General features: G+C 43.0%; 20 protein-coding genes. 11 read left to right on the top strand and 9 right to left on the bottom strand.

Annotated features, from left to right (window positions below):
- The first annotated feature begins 327 nt into the window (after nucleotides 1-327).
- Nucleotides 328-924: a hypothetical protein gene (locus AC2FA3_RS00475; protein ID WP_490507819.1), complete on the top strand. Its 597-nt coding sequence runs from the start codon at nucleotides 328-330 to the stop codon at nucleotides 922-924.
- Nucleotides 925-1,205: 281 nt separating this feature from the next.
- Nucleotides 1,206-3,884, top strand: coding sequence for a type I DNA topoisomerase (topA, locus tag AC2FA3_RS00470; RefSeq protein ID WP_490507818.1), 2,679 nt, complete (start codon nucleotides 1,206-1,208; stop codon nucleotides 3,882-3,884).
- Nucleotides 3,885-4,018: 134 nt separating this feature from the next.
- Here the strand turns inward: topA and AC2FA3_RS00465 are convergent, their stop codons facing one another.
- From AC2FA3_RS00465 to lon, 3 genes are all read right to left on the bottom strand, one after another.
- Nucleotides 4,019-4,576, bottom strand: coding sequence for a superoxide dismutase family protein (locus tag AC2FA3_RS00465; RefSeq protein WP_183620600.1), 558 nt, complete (start codon nucleotides 4,574-4,576; stop codon nucleotides 4,019-4,021).
- Nucleotides 4,577-4,747: 171 nt separating this feature from the next.
- Nucleotides 4,748-5,854 (bottom strand): META domain-containing protein, encoded by a 1,107-nt coding sequence (locus AC2FA3_RS00460; RefSeq protein ID WP_490507817.1) that lies wholly within the window; start codon nucleotides 5,852-5,854, stop codon nucleotides 4,748-4,750.
- Nucleotides 5,855-6,008: 154 nt separating this feature from the next.
- Nucleotides 6,009-8,627 (bottom strand): endopeptidase La, encoded by a 2,619-nt coding sequence (gene lon, locus AC2FA3_RS00455; RefSeq protein WP_490507816.1) that lies wholly within the window; start codon nucleotides 8,625-8,627, stop codon nucleotides 6,009-6,011.
- 320 nt (nucleotides 8,628-8,947) lie between these two features.
- Between lon and AC2FA3_RS00450 the strand changes: the two genes are divergently transcribed.
- Complete coding sequence (locus AC2FA3_RS00450; protein ID WP_490507815.1) at nucleotides 8,948-10,309, top strand: Na+/H+ antiporter family protein; 1,362 nt, start codon at nucleotides 8,948-8,950, stop codon at nucleotides 10,307-10,309.
- A 106-nt stretch (nucleotides 10,310-10,415) separates the two neighbouring features.
- On the opposite strand, the gene AC2FA3_RS00445 is transcribed toward AC2FA3_RS00450, so the two are convergent.
- Together AC2FA3_RS00445 and AC2FA3_RS00440 are read right to left on the bottom strand one after the other, a co-directional pair.
- The gene (locus tag AC2FA3_RS00445; protein ID WP_490507814.1) at nucleotides 10,416-10,649 is read right to left on the bottom strand and encodes a hypothetical protein; all 234 of its coding nucleotides are present in this window, start codon (nucleotides 10,647-10,649) and stop codon (nucleotides 10,416-10,418) included.
- Nucleotides 10,649-11,365: a 5-formyltetrahydrofolate cyclo-ligase gene (locus tag AC2FA3_RS00440; protein ID WP_490507813.1), complete on the bottom strand. Its 717-nt coding sequence runs from the start codon at nucleotides 11,363-11,365 to the stop codon at nucleotides 10,649-10,651. The genes AC2FA3_RS00445 and AC2FA3_RS00440 overlap by 1 nt, the downstream gene beginning before the upstream one ends.
- A gap of 141 nt (nucleotides 11,366-11,506) precedes the next feature.
- Here AC2FA3_RS00440 and fumC point away from each other — a divergent pair, with 141 nt between their 5' ends.
- The 3 genes from fumC to AC2FA3_RS00425 all read left to right on the top strand — a co-directional run bounded on the left by fumC (nucleotide 11,507) and on the right by AC2FA3_RS00425 (nucleotide 14,522).
- Nucleotides 11,507-12,910 carry a class II fumarate hydratase gene (fumC, locus tag AC2FA3_RS00435; protein WP_490507812.1) on the top strand — a complete coding sequence of 468 codons (1,404 nt, stop codon included), beginning with the start codon at nucleotides 11,507-11,509 and terminating at the stop codon, nucleotides 12,908-12,910.
- Nucleotides 12,911-13,243: 333 nt separating this feature from the next.
- Nucleotides 13,244-13,675, top strand: coding sequence for an ACP-like domain-containing protein (locus AC2FA3_RS00430; protein ID WP_201544851.1), 432 nt, complete (start codon nucleotides 13,244-13,246; stop codon nucleotides 13,673-13,675).
- Between the two features lie 172 nt (nucleotides 13,676-13,847).
- Complete coding sequence (locus AC2FA3_RS00425; RefSeq protein WP_490507811.1) at nucleotides 13,848-14,522, top strand: DUF4145 domain-containing protein; 675 nt, start codon at nucleotides 13,848-13,850, stop codon at nucleotides 14,520-14,522.
- A 121-nt stretch (nucleotides 14,523-14,643) separates the two neighbouring features.
- Here AC2FA3_RS00425 and AC2FA3_RS00420 read toward each other — a convergent pair whose 3' ends face one another.
- The 4 genes from AC2FA3_RS00420 to AC2FA3_RS00405 form a co-directional block, all read right to left on the bottom strand.
- Nucleotides 14,644-15,456, bottom strand: coding sequence for a MipA/OmpV family protein (locus AC2FA3_RS00420; protein WP_490507810.1), 813 nt, complete (start codon nucleotides 15,454-15,456; stop codon nucleotides 14,644-14,646).
- A gap of 76 nt (nucleotides 15,457-15,532) precedes the next feature.
- Nucleotides 15,533-16,525, bottom strand: a complete 993-nt coding sequence (locus AC2FA3_RS00415; protein WP_490507809.1) for a rhomboid family intramembrane serine protease — start codon at nucleotides 16,523-16,525, stop codon at nucleotides 15,533-15,535.
- Between the two features lie 117 nt (nucleotides 16,526-16,642).
- A complete protein-coding gene (locus AC2FA3_RS00410; RefSeq protein WP_490507808.1) occupies nucleotides 16,643-17,830 on the bottom strand; it encodes an alpha-hydroxy acid oxidase in 1,188 nt (395 codons plus the stop codon).
- A gap of 66 nt (nucleotides 17,831-17,896) precedes the next feature.
- On the bottom strand, nucleotides 17,897-18,214 hold the full coding sequence (locus tag AC2FA3_RS00405; RefSeq protein ID WP_490507807.1) for a glutaredoxin family protein: 318 nt from the start codon (nucleotides 18,212-18,214) through the stop codon (nucleotides 17,897-17,899).
- Nucleotides 18,215-18,487: 273 nt separating this feature from the next.
- Here AC2FA3_RS00405 and mtgA point away from each other — a divergent pair, with 273 nt between their 5' ends.
- The 5 genes from mtgA to AC2FA3_RS00380 all read left to right on the top strand — a co-directional run bounded on the left by mtgA (nucleotide 18,488) and on the right by AC2FA3_RS00380 (nucleotide 22,935).
- Nucleotides 18,488-19,174, top strand: a complete 687-nt coding sequence (gene mtgA / locus AC2FA3_RS00400; protein ID WP_201544861.1) for a monofunctional biosynthetic peptidoglycan transglycosylase — start codon at nucleotides 18,488-18,490, stop codon at nucleotides 19,172-19,174.
- Nucleotides 19,175-19,344: 170 nt separating this feature from the next.
- Complete coding sequence (gene ppk1, locus AC2FA3_RS00395) at nucleotides 19,345-21,612, top strand: polyphosphate kinase 1 (protein WP_490507806.1); 2,268 nt, start codon at nucleotides 19,345-19,347, stop codon at nucleotides 21,610-21,612.
- A 331-nt stretch (nucleotides 21,613-21,943) separates the two neighbouring features.
- Nucleotides 21,944-22,114 (top strand): hypothetical protein, encoded by a 171-nt coding sequence (locus AC2FA3_RS00390; protein WP_490507805.1) that lies wholly within the window; start codon nucleotides 21,944-21,946, stop codon nucleotides 22,112-22,114.
- Nucleotides 22,115-22,210: 96 nt separating this feature from the next.
- Nucleotides 22,211-22,462 carry a hypothetical protein gene (locus AC2FA3_RS00385; protein ID WP_490507804.1) on the top strand — a complete coding sequence of 84 codons (252 nt, stop codon included), beginning with the start codon at nucleotides 22,211-22,213 and terminating at the stop codon, nucleotides 22,460-22,462.
- A 101-nt stretch (nucleotides 22,463-22,563) separates the two neighbouring features.
- Entirely contained in the window at nucleotides 22,564-22,935 is a 372-nt protein-coding gene (locus AC2FA3_RS00380) for a hypothetical protein (protein WP_490507803.1), read from the top strand.
- Nucleotides 22,936-23,057 lie beyond the last annotated feature (122 nt).

Here is a 23,057-nt window from a genome sequence, read left to right as displayed (position 1 = left end):
TTTTTATATAGTCAACTTCTTGCATCTTGTTGGTAAATGAGGCGTTTTCTGTACTAAGTATTTGATATAGCACTATAAATAGCAGCGCATTGGTGGGTATCAGTCTTGCTCAGTATTTAGCTACTTATCAGCGATAGTATTTGCGACCGCTTGATTTTTAAAGGTTTACGCGCATTATAAGCACGTAGATATTATATAGCTGATAAAAGCTGTATCGCTGATAGCGGTTTATAATTAAGCTTTTTATATAAATAACCACGTTAATAGGTTATTCGTCCTATTTTAATTGCTAGCACTACACTAATTAAGTTAAAAGGTCAGACTGTTATGGGAATGTGGATTGCGATCGCCATTGTACTATTCGTATTAGGGAGTATGATGGCGCTCAAACCTAGCGGTATCGACCAGCGTTTGGATAAGCTGCGCATGACTGCGCGTCGCTTACAACTCAATCCTAAATTGGTGACTTGCCCAGATTGGGTAAAGGGTAAAGACAATGAGTATGGTCGTGGGATGATGGGTCAATATTGCTTGGTGCTCGATGATACACAGCTGCCATATACACGCTATCAAGTGATTGATGGGCAATGGCGACCAGATAGCAGTTTTGTCGATACCACTACAGATGCGGCTAAGCTCAACATTCCAACTGCTATTCGGTCTAGTCAAAGCAATAATCATACGACGGTTAAGAAGACCAATTTTAGTTTGGATAAAGTGCCACTAGATTTACCAGTCAGTATTGAGCCCTATGTAAAAGGCTTATTGACGAAGGCTAATAGCATTGTGATTTATTGGGAAGATATCGCTTATGTGCGACCCTCGACCAATCCTGCTTATCAGCAAAAATTGATTGAGAGTGATTTATTATTGCTTAAGCAGAAGCTTGAAGAGTGGGCGCTACAGATGCAAAAGAGCTTATGAAAATCGTGTCAGGGTAGTAAATCAATTTTTCGTCTCCATTAAGAGGCAATATGCAAGTCCTTTTGGCAAACTCTCAGTCATTTTAAGTTGACAGCTTAATGCTTAGCAGTGTAACGTCTTTATAACTGTATCTATGCGTTATGGTTATTGTTTGTTTTATAACCGTTTTTATCGGCAGCCCTTACTACAATAATTCGCTGAGCCATTATAACTAACTATTATAAATTGCCAGCTGCCGAATTTATCCTTATTTTAATTTACTTATTATGGTGTCGTCACTTATGGCAAAACCCGCAACCAAAAAAAGTCCAGCTGCGGCTGCTGACAAAACTAAAGACAGTCCAAAGGGCAAGTCTTTGGTGATTGTAGAATCACCCGCCAAGGCAAAAACCATTAACAAATACTTAGGCGACGACTTTATCGTACGCTCAAGTATCGGTCATATCCGTGATTTGCCAGTGGGCGCGAGCAAAAGCGCGAAGAAGCCTGCCGCAAGCAAAAAAGATGACAGCCTAAGCAAAGAAGAAAAAACCCAGCAAGCATTGGTACGGCGCATGGGCGTCGACCCAGAACATAACTGGGCGGCAGTCTATGAAGTATTGCCCAATAAAACCAAGGTTATCAAAGAGCTTAAGGCCTTAGCCAAAGACGCTGACAAAATCTATCTCGCAACGGATATGGATAGAGAAGGGGAAGCGATTGCTTGGCACCTAAAAGAAGTTATCGGCGGTCCAGACAGTAAATATGAGCGTGTGGTCTTTAACGAGATTACCAAATCTGCCATCCAAAATGCTTTTAAACAGCCATCAAAACTCGATATCGACCGTGTTAACGCTCAGCAAGCGCGTCGTTTTTTAGACCGTGTCGTTGGTTTTATGGTATCACCATTATTATGGCAAAAGGTTGCTCGTGGTCTGTCTGCAGGTCGTGTCCAGTCGGTTGCCATGCGTTTGGTGGTTGAGCGTGAGCATGAGATTCGCGCCTTTATCCCAGAAGAATACTGGCAGATTCATGCTGATACCCATATTGCCGATAGTAAAGCCAAAAAAGACACAGACGCCGAGCAAATTGCAATTCGTCTAGAAGCAACCAAGCAAGGCGGCAAAACGCTAAAGCTCGTCAATAAAGAGCAGACCGATAAAGTCTTAGCAGTACTTAACTCAAGCGACTTTATTGTTAAAGAACGCGAAGAGAAGCCAACGCAATCGCGCCCCAGTGCGCCGTTTATCACCTCAACATTGCAGCAAGCAGCCAGCACGCGATTGGGTTTTTCGGTTAAGAAAACCATGATTTTGGCGCAGCGTTTATACGAAGCCGGTCATATTACTTATATGCGTACCGACTCAACTTTCTTGTCTGGTGATGCGCTTGCTGCTGTTCGTGGCTATATAGAAGACAGCTATGGCGCAAAATACGTGCCAGAAAAGCCAAACTTCTATGGCAATAAGCAAGGCGCACAAGAGGCGCATGAAGCCATTCGTCCGTCTAACGTCAATATGAAATCAACCCAGCTAAAAGGTGTTGAGCGTGATGCCATCCGTTTATATGAGCTGATTTGGCGTCAGTTTGTGGCTTGTCAGATGCTGCCAGCAAAATACTTGTCAGTGAATCTGTTTGTTGCGGCCAATGATGTCGAGCTAAAAGCCCGCGGTCGTACGTTAGTGTTTGATGGCTTTACCAAAGTCATGCCACCAGCAAAGACCGACGATACTTTACTTCCGGATGTCAAACAAGGTGATAAATTAACGCTAGATAAGCTTGATCCTAGTCAACACTTTACCAAGCCACCACCGCGCTATACCGAGGCAAGTTTGGTCAAAGAGCTTGAGAAAAAAGGCATCGGTCGTCCATCGACTTATGCTTCTATCATCTCGACCATTCAAGATCGTGGTTACGTGAAATTAGAGAATAAGCGTTTATTCGCCGAAAAAATGGGCGATATCGTCACTGATAGACTGACCGCAAGCTTCCCAGATTTGATGGATTATACCTTTACTGCCGCGCTAGAAGACAAGCTTGACCATGTCGCTGAAGGCGATACTGACTGGAAAGATGTCCTCGATAACTTTTATGGCGACTTTAAAAAGACTCTAGATCGTGCCAAAGAAAAAGACGGAATGCGTCCGAATGATCCAACCGATGTGCCAGACGTACATTGCGATATTTGCGATCGTCCGATGCAATTACGTACCGGCTCAACGGGTGTATTCTTAGGCTGTACTGGCTATAACCTACCGCCAAAAGAGCGCTGTAAAGGCACCAAAAACTTGATGCCGGTCGAAGCGTTTGCCAATCTTGATGATAGCGACAGCGATGACGAAGCGGCCGAAGTTAAAGATTTGATGGAGAAAAAACGCTGCCCGAAATGCGGTACCGCCATGAATGGCTATATAGTTGATGGTGGTCTCAAGCTCCATATCTGTGGTAATAATCCTGATTGTGACGGTTATATCTTAGAAGAAGGTAAGTTTGAAGTACCGGGTTCAGATGCCCCAACCATCGACTGTAATAAGTGTGACGGACAGATGGAACTAAAAACTGGACGTTTTGGCCCTTACTTTGCTTGTCAAAAATGTGACAATACCCGTAAAGTGCTCAAAACAGGCGAAGCAGCGCCGCCGCGTATGGATCCTATTCATCTGCCAGAGCTAAAATCAACCAAGCACGATGATTACTTTATCTTGCGTGAAGGCGCGGCTGGGATGTTCTTAGCGGCGTCTAAATTCCCGAAAGTACGGGAAACGCGACCACCAAAGCTTGCTGAGCTGAGAGAAATTAAAGATAAAATGGAAGATAAATTCCAGTATCTGTTTGAAGGACCAGATGAAGATCCTGACGGCAATCCAACAATTCTACGTTGGTCACGTAAGAAAAAAGAGCAGTATATCGGCTCTGAGAAAAACGCTAAGGCCACCCGTTGGGGTGTATACTGGCGTAATGGCGAGTGGGTAGAAGAGTAAGCTTGTCTTACTTTTACCATCAATCGCTTTAAATAATAAAAAAACCTCTTAGATTATCTAAGAGGTTTTTTTTATTCTATCAATTTTAATGATACTAACAGTATTGAGCTTTAAAAGTTATTAGCTAAATACGATTAGTTCTTTTCGATGATACCGCAAGCAACGCGATCGCCTGCATTACCAGCTGGCTGGCTAGTATAGTCGTCAACACCACTATGGACGATAAAGGCTAGACGGTTAACACTATATTTACCGGCATCAGCAGCGGAGATTTTCTTATTTACAAAGTTGATAGTAGCAACACCATCAGCATTGGCGGTTAAGTTAGGCAAATCGCCCGCATGACCGTTCATATCATCAGGGTTAGAGTGCGGTTTATTATCTGGATTAAAGTGACCACCTGCCGCTTTACCCATATCAGCACAGCTACCCGTTTCATGGATGTGTAGTGATACCGTCTTACCTGGTTGCAAGTTCATGAGCTTACCGTAGACTTGTACGCCGCCATCAACCGGACGTAGGAATACTTGACCCACTTCATTCTTATTACCAGCGACTGCATTGATCGTAGATTTTAGCGCAGGTTGGCTAAGTGGATTGCCGGTTTGCATCTGACCTTCGACGGTTTGGCAACCCGTCATTACTAACGCTGAACCACATAATAAGGCACTTGCAAGCATCGTCTTATTCATTATTATCTCCATTTATATTTAATCGTTATGATGAGTTTCTATAATTTTAGTTAATATATTCAAATAATTCCTAATACCGCAACCAGTATAGCCAAGCGTTAGATATAGTTATTCATCAAATGCGCAACAATCGGTTAATAAATGTAAGTATCGTATGGGTTTGAAAATAGTTTACGGTATTTTCTTTGCTTCGTTTTGCCATACTAAGGTTTCGCCTGTTGCTATCGTTTGCAATAAATTATAACGAGGCATATCAGTCTGATTGTCTGCTATTGGCCATATCGGTTGTGAGGGTTGCAAACTTAGCGTTAGCTGACTGCTGCTATCACGCATTAAATCAAACAAAGCGGACTCGATTCTATTGCCTGTCTCACCGCAACCCATTACAGTACTAATAATAGTGCCGACCTTAAAAGTATTATCTTTGAGTAAAAAATAAGGCGCACGCGAGCCGTTACAGCCTGAGCTAAAGGAGGCGTATTGATTGTCAGGCCAACTCTCAAAGCTTGCTGAAATAGGGTGGTCAGAATGATAAAAATTACCCAAAGATTTTCTGATTAATTGACCTTTTTCATCAAAAGTATTGCTGACGGCGCTGACCAGCTGCCAATCGTAGTGTTCCAATAACTCATTAGTAATCGGCAATCCAGTGGGAGCTACTAGTGGCTTTGCTAAACCTGTAAAGATTAAGCGATTGCCATTTTCGATATTAAGCGCCAAGCGTTTAGGGGCGGCTTGTATGGCGACTGGCGCTGATTTTGATGTTAAATGCGAAGTTGGCAATAACTCGAAATTAAGCCTAACAGGTGCGTACTTAACAAATAATGATTGAATACTATTATCCTCTGTAATCACAGTTTTATTATCAAGGGCATTGTCATCGTTACAGGTCGCAGGAACTTTGGCAAGATGAGAATAATAAGGATAAGGCGGCGCGGACATCGCATAGAAATCCAGCATATATTGCTCGCAACCTTGATAAAATCTGACTGAACTGGGTTCTATTGCTAAGGTAATCGGTGCAAAATTTTCGATATCGATTATGTTACCGTTTTGATTAATTACTTGCGCCAATTGCCAGTCATAGTGACCTGACCACTGCATCACTTGCGCTTCACTTATGACAGCATTGTCAGTAGGGTTGATAGTATTGAAGGTTGTATTATCTACTGTATTCGTTTGTTGAGGGCTTTTCATCGGTGCGGACTGACAGCCTGTTAACGCTACAGAAAACGAAGCAGCTAGCAATAAGGATAGCGTTAAGCGTTTTGAAATCATTGTAATTACCATATAAACATTTGTCTGAAATATAGCATAGGGTTTTATTTAGATTGTTGTTTATTATTGCCAAAAATTATTGCCAAAAAAAAGCCGCCCATCATGACGATGAGCGGCTCTTTAATTTGTAAGACTGGATTAGTAACTAATCAGATTAGTTATGCAGCGCTTTGCCTGAGGTTTTATCAACCGTCACTTTCGCAGGCTTAAGCGGCACTGGCATACTAACCAAGGCCACTTTTAATATCTCATCAATCGTCGCTACCGGCTGAATGGTTAAGCCTTCTTTAACGTTATCAGGGATATCGGCCAAGTCACGCTCGTTGGTATCTGGAATCAATACATGCTTGATACCGCCGCGATGCGCCGCAAGTAGCTTCTCTTTGAGACCACCGATACGTAATATTTTACCACGTAAAGTAATCTCACCTGTCATGGCAATATCTGGACGAATAGCAATACCCGTTAAGGCAGAAACCAGCGCTGTGGTTAGTGCACCACCAGCAGAGGGGCCATCTTTTGGGGTGGCGCCTTCTGGCATATGTACGTGGACGTCAGTCGTTTTAAAGGTTTCGTAATCGATACCTAAGCTGTCGCCGCGCGCACGTACCACACTCATGGCAGCACGAATAGACTCTTTCATCACATCGCCGAGTGAACCGGTAAAGATAAGCTCGCCTTTACCTTTCATCGCGACGGCTTCGATAGTGAGTAGCTCGCCACCGACTTGCGTCCACGCAAGACCAGTAATACGACCAATTTCAGGCTCTTCTTCAGCCAGACCATAATCGTACTGATGGACGCCTAGATAGTCATCGATGTTTTTATCGTCGACCACCACCAGTTGACGTTCTGCTCTTTTCGGAGCGCGAGCGCCATGCGTTTCAACCGAACCGCGAACCACTTTACGACAGATTTTATTGACTTCACGCTCAAGGTTACGCACACCTGCTTCACGCGTATAGCTACGGACGATGCTATGTAGCGCCGCTTCAACAATCTCAATTTCACCTTCTTTAAGACCATTATTTTTAATGGCTTTTGGCACCAGATACTTCTGCGCGATATTCACTTTTTCTGCTTCGGTATAGCCCGGTAGACGAATCACTTCCATACGGTCAAGCAGCGCTGCCGGAATATCCATACTGTTAGCGGTACAAATAAACATCACTTGTGATAAATCTAAGTCCATATCTAAGTAATGGTCATTAAAAGTATCGTTTTGCGACGGATCTAATACTTCAAGCAATGCTGACGCTGGATCGCCGCGGAAGTCTTGCGCCATCTTATCGATTTCATCCAATAAGAATAGCGGGTTCTTGACTTCAACTTTTGCCAGTGACTGGACGATTTTACCTGGCATTGCGCCGATATACGTACGGCGATGACCACGAATTTCCGCTTCATCACGGACGCCGCCAAGCGCCATACGCACAAACTTACGACCCGTTGCACGCGCAATCGACTCACCCAATGAGGTTTTACCAACACCCGGAGGACCGACTAAGCAAAGAATAGGACCACGAAGTTTTTTCACGCGTGATTGTACGGCTAAGTATTCTAAGATGCGGTCTTTTACATCTTGCAAGCCATAATGGTCTTCGTCTAAGACGGTTTTGGCTTTGTCTAAATTGATAGAAACTTTGGTCGTCGCATTCCACGGCGTGTCCAAAATCCACTCAATATAGTTACGCACCACTGAAGACTCACTTGATGCTGGTGGCATCATTTTGAGCTTTTTCATCTCTTGCTCAGCTTTTTTGCGCACATCTTCTGGCAAGTCAGCATCTTCTAGACGCTGTTCAAGCTCGGCCACGTCATCTTCACCATCAAATGCGCCGTCATTCATATCTGACAGCTCATTTTTAATGGCTTTCATCTTCTCGTTTAAGAAGTACTCGCGCTGATTGTCTTCCATTTGCTGACGAACCGCATCTTGGATATCCTGCTCGATATTTTGTTCAGCACTTTGTTTAACCAGGTATTCAGTCAAGGTATTGATATGGGTTTTGATATCGTCTTCTTCTAAGAACGACTGCTTAATATCCAAATCCATCGACACGCGGGTTGAGATGAAATAGACCAATTCAAGCAAATCATCGATGCGTTTTGCCACGCGAGTTAGCTCGCGCGCATTACGTAGACGAGCGTCTGCATAGCCTTCAAACAACGTTGTTAATGCTTGAATGGTATTTTTTTGCTGGCTTTCATCCATGTCGACATCAAGGTCAGCACGCTCAAATTTTGCCATCAATAGCCCATCATGACTCTCTATCGAGTCAACGCGCGCGCGATATTGACCTTCGATCAGTACTTTGATGCAATTCTCATCGCTATCATGTGGCATGGTACTAACGATGCGGCAAACCGTACCGTATTGATATAAGTTGTCGTGATCAATATCTTCGGTGAGCGAATCTTTTTGCGCCACCACCAATACTTTATTGCCGTACTCAGCTTGTGCCAATTCAACAGCTTTCACCGATGGCGCACGACCAACAAATAAGGCAATTTGCATATGCGGATAAACAACCACATCGCGCAACGCTAGTAGCGGTAGATAGTTTTCTTCAGCGTCTTTAGCCTTAATATCTTCAGAATCGCTGTCTTTACTCTCATTGTCTTCGACAGTTTCGTTTTTAACCGTTTCAGACGCCGACTCGTTTTCCAACATATCGTCAGATGAAGTATTTAGCGCATTATCATCAGAAACGTTAGATGAAACGTCGACATCGATGTCGATATTGTCTTGGGCAATTTTATGTTCACTCATATATTCTTCCTCGTTCACCAGACTTGTAAAGTCAAGTTAGTGGTTCATGTTTAGATAAATGGTGCTGCTAAACAAAATTGCAAGGCTCTATCACGAACAGTAATGACAATATTGCGCCTTTATTTGCATTGTCGCTGATGTCTGCTAGGTTTTGCGCGTGGGCTTTATGGCTAAAATCAGGTAAAATGACGCGCGTCTTAACCGCTCCGTTTAAATAGCAACGATATGGGTTAACGTGTGAGTTAAAACGCTAGGGCGAAATAAATAGGTCAGTAATGTGTCAATAGCGGGCCAAAAAACATAGGGTAAGGGGCGAGAATATGACCATCAATGCGGTGCTACTAGCGGTAGTCATCATGCTAGGGCTGTCTTTAGCGCGGGTACACGTGGTACTCAGTTTATTAATCGGGGCGCTGGCAGGTGGGCTGATTGCGGGTCTTGGCATGACCGATACCTTAAATGCCTTTCAAGAAGGGATCCGTAATGGCGCGCAAATCGCGTTGTCTTATGCCTTGTTGGGTGCTTTTGCAGTAGCGATTGCACATTCGGGCTTGCCGCAATCTTTGGCAGGAGCAGTCATTAAGCGCATTGATGCCGGTGGCACCAGTGGCATGATTAAATACATGCTGTTTGCCGGTCTGGTCACCATGAGCTGCTTTAGCCAAAACTTAATTCCCATTCATATTGCCTTTATTCCATTGCTCGTGCCGCCTTTATTGCTCGCCTTTAATCGCATGCAAATTGATAGACGCCTGATTGCCTGTCTGATTACTTTTGGTCTTGTGACCACTTATATGTTTATCCCTTATGGCTTTGGCGATATTTATCTCAATCAAATCATGCTTAAAAACGTCGGTGAGGCCGGTATTGATGTATCGAATATTTCGGTCACCAAAGCTATGGCGATTCCGGCACTTGGCATGCTCGTTGGTTTGCTAGTGGCGGTATTTATCAGCTATCGTAAGCCGCGCCAATATCAGCAGCTAGCAATCGATAAACAAGCACATGATGCCGTGGTAGAAAATGATTCTTTAAGCAAAACAGCAGCGGATGCACAAACGCAAAGCAAGCTTAAGACTATCGTCGCGCTGGTCGCCATTGTCACCGCTTTTGTGGTACAGCTTTATACTGATTCGTTATTGTTAGGCTCGATGTTTGGCTTTGGTGTCTTTATGGCAACAGGCGTGGTCAAATGGCGTGATGCCGATACGGTCTTTAATGATGGTATCAAGCTGATGGCAATGATTGGCTTTATTATGATTACCGCACAGGGCTTTGCCGAAGTCATGAAAGCGACCGAACAAATTCAGCCATTGGTTGATGGCGCGGCGTCATTGTTTGCGGGTAACAAAGCAATGGCAGCATTCATCATGTTGTTAATAGGTTTGATTGTGACGATGGGCATTGGCTCTTCATTCTCCACCATTCCAATTTTGGCGGCGATTTATGTGCCGCTCTGTATCTCTTTAGGGTTTTCACCACTCGCGACGGTGGCGATTATTGGAACGGCAGGCGCGCTTGGCGATGCGGGTTCTCCAGCGTCAGACTCCACCCTTGGACCAACCTCTGGTCTAAACGTTGATGGGCAGCATGACCATATTAAAGACAGCGTGGTCCCAACCTTTATTCATTACAATATTCCGTTATTGGTGTTTGGTTGGATAGCGGCGATGGTACTTTAATTCATAATCCATATTTTGATAATAGACACGAAAAAGGCAAGTGACTTTATGATCATTCGCCTTTTTCATGGCTATTATCATGATGTGATTTACGCCTCTCTCAATACTACTCATCAAAATCTTTAAGCTCACTACCCAAGCTTGTTAAAAACTCATCACTCTGCGCCAGTAATTCGTTTAAGCGTTCTTCATTAATAAGCCGTGCCAGCTCATCAGCGCTAAAAGACTGCTCTTGACTATAATATAGCAGCTCATAATCCGCTTTTTCTAACTCTTGCAAATGTTTCTCGACATGCTCTGCGCTAGAGTTAGTTTCCAGTGGCATCTTATTATTACTCATTAAAACCACCTCAAGCCACTTGGCGTAATTAAACCATCTAACGGCACATCCCATGGATGACGCTCTAGTTGTTCGACCACTTGAAAGTCATAGCACCAGCCAATTTTTAATGGCTTTCTAACCCCTACCTGATGGCTTTTACCAAGCGTTGTATCATAAAAACCACCACCCATACCCATACGATTGCCGTTTTTATCAACTGCTGTTAATGGGCAGATAACGACATCTAATTCAGCTGCCCACAATAATCGGCGATGATGGTTTTGTTTCATACCCAGACTATGAATACGCGTCGGTATGTTTAATAACTTTGCATGATAAATAGGGACAAAGCGCAGCCGTTTATCCATATTACCTTTATTATCGCGACCGAGCGAGCCAACCATTGGCAAGTAAGGAAAATAGCCTAAGCGACCACACCAATCGAGCAGTGGCTGAGTGGGCAGCTCGCCAAAGCCATCATAATATAAGCCGATACGCGCATGCGGTGCTAAGCGCTGTTGCAACTTAATTAAGTGCAAGCTTGCCATACGAGCATATTGCCTACGCTCGCCATCTGTAAGCTTACGACGTTGGCTGGTAAACTGGCGTCTTGGCGGATTGATTAAAGTATCAGAGATTTTGCCCTCTTTTTTAGAAGGGTCGACCTCATTGGACAGCTCACATAGCCTTGATAGCGAAGTAGCAGATTGTTGTTGGCTGGTGTTTTTAGACATCAGTTAGCCTCACGGACTTGGAGAAATTTGTGATAAGTCATGCTATCATAACGCCACTTTACATCGTATTTTCCTTTATGTGCAGCGTGTGTTGCATTTTTTTCGAAGCAGCTATAAAACCAACCATCAAAGAGGGTAGTTATGTCGACACAGAATCAGGCAACTCGTACCGAAAAAGATACCATGGGCAATGTGGAAGTCCCAGCTGACGCTTATTGGGGTGCGCAAACCCAGCGTAGCCGTGAGAACTTTAAAATTGGTGGTGAGACGTTGCCACGTCCAATGATTGAAGCAATGGCTTTGGTTAAAAAAGCCGCTGCGATTACCAATGCTAGCCTTGAGCGTATCGAAGGCGATAAGCGTGACCTTATTGTCCAAGCTGCTGATGAAGTTATCAACGGTGGTCTAACGGATCAGTTTCCATTGGTTGTATGGCAGACTGGTTCTGGTACGCAGTCAAACATGAACATGAACGAAGTATTGGCCAATCGTGCTAATGAGATTGCTGGTAATGCACGCGGTAGCTACACGCCGATTCACCCAAATGACCATGTCAATCATGCTCAATCTACCAACGATAGCTTCCCAACTGCGATTCGTGTGGCTGCTGCTCGCGAAATCAATGGTTTATTGATTCCAGCGGTAAAAGCACTACGTGATACCTTGGCTACTAAAGCTAAAGAATTTGATAGCATTGTCAAAATCGGTCGTACGCATTTGCAAGACGCCACGCCTTTGACCTTAGGTCAAGAGTTTAGCGGTTATGTGAGCCAACTTGATCATTCATTAACTCGTATCGGCAACGCTTTACAAGGTCTATATGAATTGCCATTAGGCGGTACTGCAGTCGGTACGGGTCTAAACGCCCATCCTGATTATGCGGTAAAATCAGCTGAGCAATTATCAACATTGACGGGTCTACCATTTGTCACCTCACCAAATAAATTTGAAGCACTAGCGGCTCGTGATGCCGAAGTCTTTGCTTCTGGCGCACTCAAAACCCTAGCGGGCAGCTTAAACAAAATCGCTAACGACGTACGTTGGTTGGCATCAGGTCCTCGTTGTGGTCTAGGCGAGTTGACGATTCCTGAAAATGAGCCAGGCTCATCTATCATGCCGGGTAAAGTGAACCCAACTCAGTCAGAAGCGATGACGATGGTTGTGGCGCAAGTGATGGGTAACGATGTCACTATCAGCATGGCAGGCGCGTCAGGTAACTTTGAGCTAAACGTTTATAAGCCAGTTATCGCGTTTAACTTGTTGCAATCTATTAAACTGCTTGGCGATGCGTGTAATAGCTTTAACGAAAACTGTGCCGTTGGTATTGAGCCAGTAAAAGACAAAATCGATGACTTTTTGCATAACTCATTAATGCTAGTAACGGCATTGAACCGTCATGTTGGTTATGAAAACGCAGCAAAAATCGCTAAGACGGCTTATAAAGAAAACAAAACCTTGAAGCAAGTTGCGGTTGAGTTAGAGCTGTTAACTGAAGCTCAGTTTGATGAGTGGGTTATTCCTGCTGATATGGTAAACCCTAAGTAAGCTATTTAATACTTTCTTAGAATAGTAAAAAGACCTTGCCATCCTTTATAAGCGGATGTGGCAAGGTCTTTTTTTTATCTATCAATTGAAGCACATACATCGAGAGAAACAATGTCTTACGCTCACACAACAAGCAAACCAATACTTATAACAGCGCCAACAAAAATTTTGATTATAATGAGCGCATAGGTAAGAGTTCGTGAATAACAGTTATAAATCACGACAAAGACAATAAGAGCGAACGATGAGACTAACTAAAAATAGTTCGCCGCTAACGTCCATATTTGTATTCTCTTGTCTATGACCATTCTAATTATATCATTGAGGTAATTTATGAAAAAGTTAACGGCCGCTCTATCATCAGCTGGTATTTTGATGGCAATGTTGGGTTCTGGTTCAGCCATGGCTTACTCGGACCAAGTAATGGAAGCTAGCGAGAGTTATGATACTGCTGTTAAAATTAGACAAGTCAACTACACTTGCCAAAGCAACAAGAAAGTCAGCGTGACTTATGGCTTTAATAAGCAAAATCTACCTACGTTTGCAGAAGCCAATCTAAATGGTAAAAAAAGATTTTTACCGATTAACTTAGGTCGCTCTGACGATGTTGATACCGTGTTTGGTGATGAAGAAAACTTTAGTATTATGACTGGTGCACTGCGTTTAAATAATTATCATAAATCATCGGCTAATATCCAAAACGCTAAGAGTGAAATTCTCTATAAAGGTTGTAATGTTGCTTCTACCAAAAAGCTTAAAGGCTAGTTTTTAACAAGCTGATAGATGTAGAGAATTTTAAAAGACCTTGTCATGAAATGTGGCAAGGTCTTTTTTATATGCTAATGCTATGTCTATTATTCTAAATTATATTATAAGTGCTAATATTGCGGGATAATAGATTATTTGATATTTACATATATTGGAGTAAGTAATAAGAATGAATTTTACTTTACCAGAATTTAGAAAAAGTAGCTTCCATTGTCCTTTATGTAGCACTTATTCACATATGACTTGGAATCAATTAAAAAATGCTAATTCATATACAAAATATTATGAGTCACTTTGCTCATGCTGTGGCAAAGACAGCTTGTGGAGGGTAACTGAATATAATGAAGGTTCGTATGAAAGAATAGCTAAAAATGCCGAACTTTTATTTCCAGATAACGGTGTGGCAGCCTTACCTGAAGATGATATGCCTCAAGATGTAAAAACTGATTACGTTGAGGCTGCAAGAATATTCTCGAAATCTCCTCGTGGGGCAGCAGCTTTACTTAGATTAGGATTACAGAAACTATGTAAGCATCTAGGTGAAGATGGAAATAATATTAATACTGACATTCGTAGTCTTGCTTCTAAAAATATCCTGCCTCCCAAGGTTGTTCAGGTCGCCGATACCGTTCGCATAACTGGCAATAATGCTGTCCATCCAGGAACAATGAGAGATGAGGACTTTGACTACGTAGCATCTAAAATGTTTGAACTTCTTAATTTCATAGTCAAAAAAGGTATTTCAGAACCTAGAGAACTTGACGAATTATATGAGCTCACTCCAGAAGGTCCAAGAAAAGATGCAGAGGCTAAAGATGCTAGAGCTAAAGCTAATCGTACTTAATAAAACTTTAAAGAGTAGCGTAGGTTTAAAGAAATAAATATTCTTCATTGTTGTACATAAATAAAAAAAGACCTTATCACATAACGCGATAAGGTCTTTTTTTATCTAAATCTAAGCTCAATTAAAACTTATAAAGTAAACCTAGCGTCGTCGTTGCATCCGTACGCGAGTCGACCATTGGACTATCATATTGCTCATTTGCTAGATAGCTTAAGCTTTGATTGGCAAAGCCTGCAAAGCGCTCATTGAAATCATAGTTGGCACTGATATTGATATACGGATTCAAGCTTGAGTTAGAGGTATAAGCCGCAACGCCTGTCTTAGCTGATTCCTCAGCACTGACGCCATAATAATAGTTGTTATAGTCAGCGTCATGATATTCAAAGCCAATGCTTGGATAGACTGTCAGCTTATCTTTAGTGATTTTGGCAAGGTAGGTCAAGCGCGCTGTATTACCACCACTATTATCTAAAACGTCAGTCGCGACTTGCAGACGGAAACCGCCAACAGGCGTACGACGTAGATACGATAGACCGGCAGCGGCTGATGCCTTGCGTTTATCCAGACCTTGCAGCGCGCCAGTGGCATCATCAGGGTCGAACTCATTGCCATCAAGCTGCGCGTAAGCCGCTAGCTGATTGGTGCCATCGTTGATGATATAAGCACCAGCCTGCGCACCGCGCGCGTAGATTCTGTTGTTATCATAAAACACACCCGGCAATACTTTTATCTCAGTGCTATCTTCCAAATCATAGGCTGACTTGACTGCCATCACGTTGACACCGACGCTGAGTTCGGCATCTCGGTCAGTCGGTAAGTTGTTCTTAAAAAGTGCAGCATTAGAGAAGCTAGCGACACTAATTAGGGCAGTGGCGGTCAATGCGCTAAGGACAGTACGCGTTAACGATTGCGATAGTGCTGATGATTTAAACATGGTTTGCTCTCATAAGTGGGTGGGATAAATGGTTAAAACAGAGTCGGTAAATAGAATGATAAATAAGTCTGGCACTTTACTCAATGGCTGCTAGCACTTGTAGTATTTGCTGATGAATATCTTGCCACCACCATATAAAGCCAATACTAATGAGCAGCATGACCAGCCACGGTAGCAATTGCCATATAAAGATGGATTTGGTCGCTGTTTTCTGTTCGTTAAATTTGCTGTGATTAGCATTCACATTTATAGGCAAGTTTACAGCAGAGTCATGATTAAAACTGCTGTTATTATCAAAATTACCATCATTGTCAAAGCGAGGAGTGTCATTATCGAAGCGAGAAGTGTCGGTAGAAAAGTCCGTGTCGCTGTTTACTGGAGAGTTGATATACGTCGTTTGATAAATATCTCCAACTCGGATCGGCACATTCTGTAGCGTAGCAGCCAACCGCTGACGGTAAGCAATTGCGAACGCCAATGCAATCACTAAGCCCGTTACCGCGCCGCCAATATGACCGGCATTATCAATACCCGGTACAGCAAAGCCATATACCAAGTTTATGCCCATAATAATGATTAGGCTTTTAAGATTCAGCACCATGCCATTTACTGATATTTTAAACAGTGCGGCTACCAATAGCGCGGCACCGATACCCATGATACCGCCAGACGCGCCCGCCGATAGTCCGGGTTGTCCAGTGCCATCTAAGATACCTTGCCACGTAATATGGTTGTTAAGTAGGTTGCCACCGATTGCCGCTAGTAAAAATAGTGCCAAAAACTTCGCTGAGCCAAACATCGGCTCGGCGATTTGCCCAAAAAAATACATGGCAAAACCATTAAACAATAAATGCATGAGACCGATATGCAAAAATGCGCTACTTGCCAAGCGCCATGGTTCACTGTCCATAGTATAAGGCAATGCATTGGCACCCCATTTCAGCAATTCTGCAGTCGATGGGTTATTGGCATCGACGCCAGTCAGCACCTGTATTATAAATAGCCCGATAAAGCTGACTAACAGCAAAGTGGTGACGGGTGCGGTTTTTAATAATTGTTGAATGGTCATAAAATCTAATTATCAGTAAAAAATTATCAATACAGTATAAAGGCTAGGGTTAGGGCGTGTCACCCATAAGCTGGTTATGAATATTTAATAAAGGCTACCTTTTTAATAAGAACCAGTTTAATAAGAATTAGTTTTAAGATTCTCATAAGTGCCTTTAACCAAAATATCATCGGTCACTTGATTGATATCGGTATGACCACAAAACGCCATACTGATATCGCATTCGTTATAAATAAGCTCTAGCGCACGGCGCACGCCATCTTCACCGTAAGCACCAAGTCCATATAAAAACGCACGACCAATCATCGTACCAGTAGCGCCTACAGCGAGTGCTTTGAGCACATCTTGACCGGAGCGAATACCACTATCGAGCCAAATCTCGATATTGCTGTTTTCCGCTCGTACCGCTTGCACGATATCAGCAAGCGCCGCAATGGAAGATAGTGCCCCATCGAGCTGACGCCCGCCATGGTTTGAGACGACCAACGCATCGGCACCGCTACGAGCAGCCAAGATAGCGTCTTCAGGTTCCATAATACCTTTGATAATCAGCTTGCCGCCCCACATATCTTTAATACGCGCGACATCATCCCAACTCAGCGCAGGGTCAAACTGTTCAGCCGTCCATGCTGATAGCGATGAGATATCTTCGACGTTTTTGGCATGGCCGACGATATTGCCAAAACTATGCCGTTTAGTGCCGAGCATATTCATGCACCATTGTGGCTTGGTCATAAGGTTTAATATATTGGCAAGGGTGGGCTTTGGCGGCGCAGATAGACCGTTTTTAATGTCTTTATGGCGTTGTCCGAGCACTTGTAAATCCGCGGTTAAGATAAGCGCTGAACAATTGGCAGCCTTAGCACGGCGAATCAGGTTTGCCATAAATTCTTGGTCACGCATCACATACAGCTGAAACCAAAACGGCGCACTGGTATTTTCCGCCACATCTTCGATAGAGCAGATACTCATGGTCGAAAGCGAGAAAGGCACGCCAAATTTCTCCGCTGCCCGTGCGGCGTGAATCTCGCCATCTGCCCACATCATACCGGTAAAGCCAGTTGGCGCGATAGCGACTGGCATTTTGGCTTTTGAGCCCAGCATGTCAGTGGCAAGCGAGCGCCCTTCCATATTGACCAATACCCGCTGGCGCAATTTAATACGGTCAAAGTCGGTTTCATTATTGCGATAAGTGGTCTCAGTCCATGAGCCTGAATCGACATAATCATAAAACATCCGTGGTACTTTACGCTCGGCAACACGGCGCAAATCCTCAATTTCCGTTATTTTCTTTAAATCTTTCATAGGTTTCTCATTATTATGATTGTTTTATGCTGGCTGTTTTATGAAGAATACTTTATAAAATTCGTTTTATGACGCTATTAATAACTGCTGCAAATCCAGCACTGAAAACGGATAATCTAAACGTTTTGATGGCGTTAATATCACAGGAATCGTGGTGGCAAACTCCATCATAAGTGCCTCATCAAAATCAGCAATATCAACATGCTGATAGCTTATCGGCTGCACCGCTTGAAATTGGGTGAGCAACTGCTCAGCGATGTCACAAAGATGGCAGCCAGTCGTCCCGAGTAGCCACCATTTATCCTGATTTTTAGCCGTACCAAGATTGGGATTGGCGGCACTTATACGTGCCCGTAGCATTGCTATCGTAGTATCATTATCCATATTCACGCTCTTATTCTTATGTCTGTTTATCGCATTTGTCGCCAAGTGCTTATCTTAAGTCTTTTAAGGAAAAGTATTCATATCACTTGGCAGTATTTACATGATAAAGAAATGGGGTAAATAATGACAGCGATTGTGAGATTAGGTAAGATGACCTGCTATTTATCATTGCGCATTATTAGCGTCTTATTGATAGCTTGCCGTTTATAGTGAGTCATTTATAGACAGCCGCTTTTTATATGACTATTTTTTAACCACTCGGATATCGCACGCATGACAAGTTTTGGCAAATTTATCAAACGCTTATTATTGGCATTTATAGTGCTGGTGGTGGCATTCCATGTGTTGGTCGCAGGGTTACTGTTAATCTGGAAGACTCAGCCGATTAATAATAGTATGTTTATGCTGACCCATCGTTTAACGGGCGGCACGGTCACGCAGACATGGGCTGAATATGACGCCATTGCCAAATCTGCCAAACAAGCGGCGATTGTCAGTGAAGATTCGACGTTTAGCCAACATAATGGCTTTGATATGAAGGGCATTAAGGCGGCGCAGAAAAAGAACGAAGAGACTGGGAAAATGTCAGCGGGCGGCTCAACGATAACGCAGCAATTGGCCAAAAACCTATTTCTCACCTCGCATCGCTCTTATACCCGTAAAGCCGAAGAAGCTATTCTCACTATAATGATAGAAACCTTTTGGGATAAACAGCGTATTTTGACCGCTTATCTAAATGTCGCTGAGTTTGGCAATGGCATTTACGGTATCGATGCTGCAGCCCAGCATTATTTTGATAAATCAGCTGCCAATCTAAACCGTGACGAATCTGCTTTACTTATCGCTATGCTGACCAATCCAAAATACTATGAAAGTCATCAAAGCGACAAACGCTTGCGTAATAAGCAACGTATCATTAAAAAACGAATGAAGAATGCCGTCTTGCCGCAATCGGCTTAAATTGCTCGCTTAAACTGTTAGTGATTTTAAATAGCAGTAAGCCTAATTGTGCTATGTTATAGGATATAGAATTAGCCTCTTTAAAAAAATTAGTATAAAAATTTCTTAAGCGGGTTTGAGTATAAAAATAAAAGATGATGGCGTATCGATAACGCTAAAGGAGTGGGAAAATGGCAGAGATGGACAATAAGCATGAAGTTAATGACAGTATTGATATGAGTATAAAATCTGACAATGAAACAAGCCCAAACTTTATTGAAGTGAGCGATAATTCAACTGATAGTGCGGCTAATAGTTTAACTGAGGGTTTAACTGAGAACCTAACTGAGATTGAGTGGCAACGTTCAGAAGACGGTAGCTATTCGCCGAGCAGTTATATCAATCGCGATTTCTCTTTACTACAGTTTCATTTGCGGGTTTTAGCGCAGGCGGCCAGTCCGCGCCATCCTTTATTAGAGCGGTTGTTTTTCTTAATTATTTTTTCCTCCAACATCGATGAGTTCTTTGAGATTCGCGTTGCCGGTATCATGCAAAAACTCAATCTGGGTGATGTATCGACCAGTGTCCATGGTATGCGCCCCAGTGAGATTCTTAATGAAATATCAGCAATAACCCATGATGCCATCGATGAGCAATACCGCATTCTTAACGAAGATATCCTGCCAGCACTTGCCAAAGAAGATATTCGCTACTTAAAACGTGATGAGCTAAATAGCGAGCAATCGGCATGGATGAAACGCTATTTTACTGAGCAAGTATCTCCGGTTTTAACCCCTATCAGCATTGACCCTGCGCATCCATTTCCACGCTTGGTGAATAAGAGCTTAAACTTTATTGCCACCTTAGAAGGCAAAGATGCCTTTGGTCGCGATATCAATCTGGCGATTGTGCCAGCACCGCGCAGCTTGCCGCGCGTGATTCGTCTGCCTGATGAGCTGACGGGTGGTAAAGAGCACCATGTGATGCTGTCAGCCGTGATTCATGAGCATATTGGCGAGCTCTTCCCTGGGATGAATGTCACCGGCTGTCATCAGTTTAGATTGACGCGCAATGCAGATTTGGACTTGGCAGACGATGTCGATGATATTGCCAAGGCCTTAGAAGGCGAGCTTGAAAACCGCCGCTTTGGCGACAAGGTACGTTTAGAGGTCACCACTGACTGTCCTACGCCCATTAGTGATTATTTGCTTAATGAGTTTGAGCTGCATGACAATCAATTATACCGCGTCAATGGACCGGTGAACTTAACGCGCTTGCTGTTTGACTTTAATATTCCAGCGCTGCGTTATCAGCCGTTTACCCATGTCGTACCCAAGCCTTTTCGCCGTGAAGTCGATAAGCTCGATAAAGCGACCAGCATGTTTGCAGCAATGCGTAAAGGTGATGTCTTGGTTCATCATCCGTTCCATGCGTTTTCACCGATTATCAATTTGCTTTGGCAGGCAGCAAGCGACCCAAAAGTATTGGCCATTAAACAAACTCTATATCGTTCAGGTACCAATTCAGAGATTGTCAAAGCGCTAGCAGCAGCAGCGCGTCATGGTAAAGAGGTGACGGCGGTTATTGAATTACGTGCGCGTTTTGATGAAGCTTCTAATATCGCGGTTGCCAACTATCTACAAGAAGCGGGCGCAGTCGTGGTTTACGGAATTGTTGGCTATAAAACCCATGCCAAGCTGATGCTCATCGTGCGCCGCGAAGACGATAAAATACGCCGTTATGTGCATCTAGGGACAGGGAATTATCACGCTGCCAATGCCAAAGTTTATACCGATTATGGCTTATTCAGTGCTGACCCCGATATCTCAGAAGACGTACACAAGATATTTCAAGAGCTGACGGGAATGGGCAAACCTGCCAATTTGAAAAAGCTCCTGCATGCACCGTTTACTTTGCATGAGAGACTGATGAGCTTTATCGATGATGAAATTGCCCATGCAAAAGCAGGCAAGCGCGCTCATATCGTGGTTAAGGTTAATGCGCTGACCGAGCGCCGTCTGATTGATAAATTGTATGATGCGTCGCAAGCAGGAGTTAAGATTGAGCTAATTTTGCGCTCAATGTGTTGCCTGCGTCCACAAGTAAAAGGATTGTCTGAAAACATTACCGTGCGTTCTGTTATAGGTCGATTTTTGGAGCATACGCGTATTTATTATTTCCATAACGATGGGGACGAGCGCTTATATTGCGGTAGTGCCGACTGGATGGATCGCAATTTATTCCATCGCGTTGAGGTGGCGTTCCCCATTGAAGACAAAAAGCTGTTTAAACAGATTTATGAAGATGGTTTATTGAATTATCTCAAAGACAATGTGCAAGCGTGGACGCTTGACGGCAATGGCGTTTGGCAGCAGACTGAACCTGCCGCAGGCGAATTGCCGCATATCGCGCAGGAACATTTATTAAAAGTCATCAATCGTGTTGGCGAGCCCGTGTAGAGTATTGGCTTTAATCAGCTGGTTTTATTAGACGTGCTTGCTGATATCTCTGGTTAACCTGAATCGCATTAAATTTTAACATTTCCAGTTAAATTATTCTCAATGAAAGCCAAGCGTGGATGTAATCTACGCTTGGCTTTTTCGTATTAATAGTCTCCATTGCGAATGACGATAAGTATAAAGATGAAACATGCGTTACAAACTGTCTGGTAACCTCACATTTATTCACACATTGATACCGCAGTACACTGGTTAGCGATTGAAAATTCTAATTATAATTGACACAGGTCTTGTTACCAATACATCAATTATAAAAAATAGGAAATGAATCATGAGCAATACCAATAACGATACCTCAGATATTAAAAAAGCAGCAGAACAAGTAGATAGTCAGCAAATCGAAAAAAACTTAGCAGATAATAAGCAAGTCGATGCGCCAGAGAAATTGAGTGAAGAAGAACAGACTTCATTTATTGATGATGAATTACGCACCGATAAGTGATATCAGCTTCATTACAAAGAAATCAGTAGCAATTAGCATATTTATTCATTCATAAAAATAAATAATGCTTTAAACCATAAAAGCGAGGGAAGCGCTATGCCAACTAACACTCATCCAAATCATGAAGAAGCGGTACCCGTTCATGATCCAGCAGCCTTATATCCAGACAATGCCCAAGACAGTTACGAAGGTCGTAAACACGAGCCCGATATCGATGGACCACAGCAGAAATCACAGGAAACGGACGAGATATATTCCGATCCTCGTAAGGAAGAGAGCTTACCAGATGGCGGCAAGAATGTTGCAGACTTAAATGCTTATGATTTATCCCAAAAAGGCAATGAATAGTGTTTAGCTGTTATTAAATTGGCAAGCCAGTAGTTTTAGAAATTGAATGATTGATAATAATAACGACAATCACAACAATTCAAAATGACAAGGACACCATAATGCAAAATGAGAAGATGCAAACCAAAGATCCAGCGTTAACCAAAACGCGGATTGATGACTCTGATGTTAATACACTTAATACTCACACATCTGATGTTCACACTGAAATAGAAAATAGCATTACTGAGAATAAAGGTACCGATACCTTTAAAGAAGGTGTGATTAATTCAGAGCACGTCAATGACAATGACAATCCTGCACGTCAGCCAGATCGCCGTGACCAAGAGGGCAATGCTTTTGATGAAGGTATTAATGAGCATACCATCGTCAGCGATACAGCTAAAAGTGCAGGTATCAATGACTTAAACCGTTATGCAAACATTGATAATGCCCAAACCCGTGTCTTAAATCCTGATGAAAAAGATTCTTAATAGTTGGATTTTAGGTATTAAGTCAAAACTAAAAAGGTGCATCCATCAGTTGATAAGAGTATCGCTGATTGCAGCACCTTTTTTTAATGATTATTTATAGCTATTAGGAGCTCAGATAAAGT

Source organism: Janibacter sp. CoH_79_TC_3, assembly GCF_058197955.1.
Note: the sequence above shows the minus strand (reverse complement) of the source record. Positions and strands in the feature narration are given on the sequence as shown.

Bases quoted from the DNA above. Each gene is read 5' to 3' on its own strand.
- AC2FA3_RS00475 (WP_490507819.1), top strand. From the start codon at position 328: ATGGGAATGTGGATTGCGATCGCCATTGTACTATTCGTATTAGGGAGT.
- topA (WP_490507818.1), top strand. From the start codon at position 1,206: ATGGCAAAACCCGCAACCAAAAAAAGTCCAGCTGCGGCTGCTGACAAA.
- AC2FA3_RS00465 (WP_183620600.1), bottom strand. From the start codon at position 4,576: ATGAATAAGACGATGCTTGCAAGTGCCTTATTATGTGGTTCAGCGTTA.
- AC2FA3_RS00460 (WP_490507817.1), bottom strand. From the start codon at position 5,854: ATGATTTCAAAACGCTTAACGCTATCCTTATTGCTAGCTGCTTCGTTT.
- lon (WP_490507816.1), bottom strand. From the start codon at position 8,627: ATGAGTGAACATAAAATTGCCCAAGACAATATCGACATCGATGTCGAC.
- AC2FA3_RS00450 (WP_490507815.1), top strand. From the start codon at position 8,948: ATGACCATCAATGCGGTGCTACTAGCGGTAGTCATCATGCTAGGGCTG.
- AC2FA3_RS00445 (WP_490507814.1), bottom strand. From the start codon at position 10,649: ATGAGTAATAATAAGATGCCACTGGAAACTAACTCTAGCGCAGAGCAT.
- AC2FA3_RS00440 (WP_490507813.1), bottom strand. From the start codon at position 11,365: ATGTCTAAAAACACCAGCCAACAACAATCTGCTACTTCGCTATCAAGG.
- fumC (WP_490507812.1), top strand. From the start codon at position 11,507: ATGTCGACACAGAATCAGGCAACTCGTACCGAAAAAGATACCATGGGC.
- AC2FA3_RS00430 (WP_201544851.1), top strand. From the start codon at position 13,244: ATGAAAAAGTTAACGGCCGCTCTATCATCAGCTGGTATTTTGATGGCA.
- AC2FA3_RS00425 (WP_490507811.1), top strand. From the start codon at position 13,848: ATGAATTTTACTTTACCAGAATTTAGAAAAAGTAGCTTCCATTGTCCT.
- AC2FA3_RS00420 (WP_490507810.1), bottom strand. From the start codon at position 15,456: ATGTTTAAATCATCAGCACTATCGCAATCGTTAACGCGTACTGTCCTT.
- AC2FA3_RS00415 (WP_490507809.1), bottom strand. From the start codon at position 16,525: ATGACCATTCAACAATTATTAAAAACCGCACCCGTCACCACTTTGCTG.
- AC2FA3_RS00410 (WP_490507808.1), bottom strand. From the start codon at position 17,830: ATGAAAGATTTAAAGAAAATAACGGAAATTGAGGATTTGCGCCGTGTT.
- AC2FA3_RS00405 (WP_490507807.1), bottom strand. From the start codon at position 18,214: ATGGATAATGATACTACGATAGCAATGCTACGGGCACGTATAAGTGCC.
- mtgA (WP_201544861.1), top strand. From the start codon at position 18,488: ATGACAAGTTTTGGCAAATTTATCAAACGCTTATTATTGGCATTTATA.
- ppk1 (WP_490507806.1), top strand. From the start codon at position 19,345: ATGGCAGAGATGGACAATAAGCATGAAGTTAATGACAGTATTGATATG.
- AC2FA3_RS00390 (WP_490507805.1), top strand. From the start codon at position 21,944: ATGAGCAATACCAATAACGATACCTCAGATATTAAAAAAGCAGCAGAA.
- AC2FA3_RS00385 (WP_490507804.1), top strand. From the start codon at position 22,211: ATGCCAACTAACACTCATCCAAATCATGAAGAAGCGGTACCCGTTCAT.
- AC2FA3_RS00380 (WP_490507803.1), top strand. From the start codon at position 22,564: ATGCAAAATGAGAAGATGCAAACCAAAGATCCAGCGTTAACCAAAACG.